This window comes from Roseomonas sp. BN140053 (genome assembly GCF_047690175.1).
Lineage (GTDB): Bacteria > Pseudomonadota > Alphaproteobacteria > Acetobacterales > Acetobacteraceae > Roseomonas.
In genome coordinates this window covers 1-2,476 of record NZ_JBLLEB010000083.1, presented here as the reverse complement: position 1 = coordinate 2,476, position 2,476 = coordinate 1, and the positions used below count along the sequence as shown (strand labels likewise).

Sequence of the window (2,476 nt, the reverse complement as noted above, 5' to 3'; positions counted from 1 at the left end):
GTAAGCGTCCGGTGACGCGGGGACCGACTGTCAGGTTGCTGCGGCTTCGGCGTCGCTTGACAGGTTCCACGGCAGGAGTTCAGCGACCCGGCTGACGGGATGGTCGGCGATGCGCTCCAGCACGCGGCGGAGATAGGCCTCCGGGTTGAGGCCGTTCAGCCTGGCGGTGGCGATCAGCGAGGCGATCGCTGCGGCACGATGGCCGCCGCTGTCGGAGCCCGCGAACAGCCAGTTCTTCCGGCCGAGAGCCAAGGGTCGGATCGCCCGCTCGACCGGATTGTTGTCGATCTCCAGCCGCCCGTCGGCGAGATGGCGGGTTAGCGCCTCCCACCGCGACAGCGCATAGCGGATGGCCGCTGCCAGGTCGCTGCGCCCGGAGATCCGGGCAAGGGTCGCGCCAAGCCAGGTGCGCAGGCCCTCGAGGATCGGCCCTGCCCTCGCTTGGCGCTGCGTTGCCCGGGCGTCGGGCGGCTGGCCGCGGATGTCCCCCTCGATGGCGTAGAGCAGGCCGATGCGGCGTACCGCCTCGGTTGCCAGCGGTGCTTGGCCGGTGGCGTGCAACTCGAAGAAGTAGCGTCGGGCATGCGCCCAGCAGGCCGCCTCCTGCACCTGGCCGCCGTCGTACAGACCGTCGAACCCCGCATAGCCGTCGGCCTGCAGCACACCGCGGAACCCGACAAGATGCGCCACCGGATGCTCGGCCCGGCGGTCCGGGCTGTAGCGGTAGAGCACCGCGGGCGGGGTCTTGCTGCCATGCGGCCGCTCGTCGCGCAGATAGGCCCAGAGCCTGCCGGTGCTGGTCCTACCAAGGCCGGGCGTCAGCACCGGCACCGGCGTGTCGTCAGCATGCAGCACGGCGCCCGCCAGGACGTGCCGGGCCAGGGCATCCAGCAGCGGCCGGAGCAGCGCCGCCGACTGTCCGACCCAGTCGGCCAGGGTCGAGCGCTGCAACTCGATGCCGTCCCGGGCGTAGATCTCGCTCTGGCGATAGAGCGGCAGGTGGTCGGCGTATTTGGCCACCAGGACGTGGGCAAGCAGTCCCGCCGTGGCCCGGCCGCGGCGGATCGGCAGGCTCGGCGCCGGGGCCTGGGTGACGGCCTCGCAGCCGCGGCAGGAGAACTTCGGCCGCACGTGCCGGAGCACACGGAACCGGCCCGGCAGCCAGTCCAGCACCTCGGTCACGTCCTCGCCGAGGCGGCGCAGTGTGCCGCCACACGCCGCGCAGGCATCGGCCCCGGCGCCGTACTCCACCACTTCGCGCGGCAGGTGCTCCGGCAACGACCGCCGTGCAGGCTTGCGGCGCTCCGGCCGGGCCGCGGCGTCCGCGGCATCCTCGGCGGGCAGCGAGGTGGGCGCCTCCGTCTCCAGCTCCTCGAGCGCCAGCTCCAGCTGGTCGGCCTCGGCCGCCAGCCGCTCCGACGAGCGGCCGAACTGCATCCGTCGCAGCCGGGCCAGCTGCAGCCGGAGCCGCTCGATCAACGCGCGCTGATCGGCCAGCGCCGCAGCCTGCGCCAGCACGATGGCGCGCAGCGCGTCGGCGTCGTCAGGCAGGGCGGCGAGATCGATGACCACGACGGCATGATCGCCGCTGACACCGCGTCGCACCGAATGAATCCCCTGCGATCGGGTGCTATCCCGCCATCTCCGGCCGCCAGGTGCGGGCGGGCATGCGCCAATCGATGCCCTCCAGCAGCATCGAGAGCTGCGCGGGCGTCAGCGACACCACGCCGTCCTTGGCCAGCGGCCAGACGAAGTGCCCGCGCTCCAGCCGCTTGGCGTAGAGCACCAGACCCTGGCCATCCCACCACAGCGCCTTGATCAGGTCGCCGCGACGGCCGCGGAACACGAACAGCTGACCGCTGAACGGATCCTGCCCGAGCGCCTCCTGCACCTGCCGCGCCAGCCCGTCGAAGCCGCGCCGCATGTCGGTCGGACCCGCGGCCAGCCAGACCCGCACGCCGGGCGGCGGTCCCGGGATCACCCGCGCAGCGCCGCCAGCACCCGCCGCAGGGCGACGAGGCCGACCTCCTCACCCACCCGCACCCGTATGCCGTCGGGCAGTTCGATCTCGATCGCCGCGGCCACGCGCGGTGATGGTGGCGGCAGCGGTACAGGCTCCGATCCCGGCAGCGCGTCGCTGTGGCGATCGGCGGCGACGACGCGGACCGGCACGAGCTCCGGCGTCGGCTCGGTCACCAGCAGGCCGTCCCGGGCTTGGCGTCGCCACTGGAATACCAGGCTGCGGTAGACGCCGTGCCGGGCTGCCACCTCCGAAACCTGCACGCCGGGCGCATCGCATTCGGCCAGGATGCGGAGCTTGTCCGCCACGCTCCACCGCCGACGCCGCTCGCGCCCGGTGATGATCTCGACCGTCCCCCTGCCCATGACCTTACAGCCGACCTTACGCCCGACGTTAAGGCCGCCAGCCTCAACGCACGTCAGCGGCCAGAGAAGGCGATGGAGGCCGGACGCTTAC

3 protein-coding genes are annotated in these 2,476 nt (G+C 72.7%); all 3 read right to left on the bottom strand.

What is annotated here, in order from left to right; translation table 11 throughout:
* Nucleotides 1-30: 30 nt before the first annotated feature.
* From tnpC to tnpA, 3 genes are read right to left on the bottom strand one after another with little or no spacing between them, the layout of a single operon-like run.
* Entirely contained in the window at nt 31-1,572 is a 1,542-nt protein-coding gene (gene tnpC / locus ACLIBK_RS25445; protein WP_415390099.1) for an IS66 family transposase, read from the bottom strand.
* Nucleotides 1,573-1,630: 58 nt separating this feature from the next.
* Nucleotides 1,631-1,981 (bottom strand): IS66 family insertion sequence element accessory protein TnpB, encoded by a 351-nt coding sequence (gene tnpB / locus ACLIBK_RS25440; RefSeq protein WP_415390098.1) that lies wholly within the window; start codon nt 1,979-1,981, stop codon nt 1,631-1,633.
* Nucleotides 1,978-2,385, bottom strand: coding sequence for an IS66-like element accessory protein TnpA (tnpA, locus tag ACLIBK_RS25435; RefSeq protein ID WP_415390097.1), 408 nt, complete (start codon nt 2,383-2,385; stop codon nt 1,978-1,980). Before tnpA ends, tnpB begins: the two co-directional genes overlap by 4 nt.
* Between the last annotated feature and the right edge of the window lie 91 nt (nt 2,386-2,476).

Excerpts from the sequence above, each read along its gene's own strand:
- tnpA (WP_415390097.1), bottom strand. The coding sequence starts at position 2,385 with ATGGGCAGGGGGACGGTCGAGATCATCACCGGGCGCGAGCGGCGTCGG.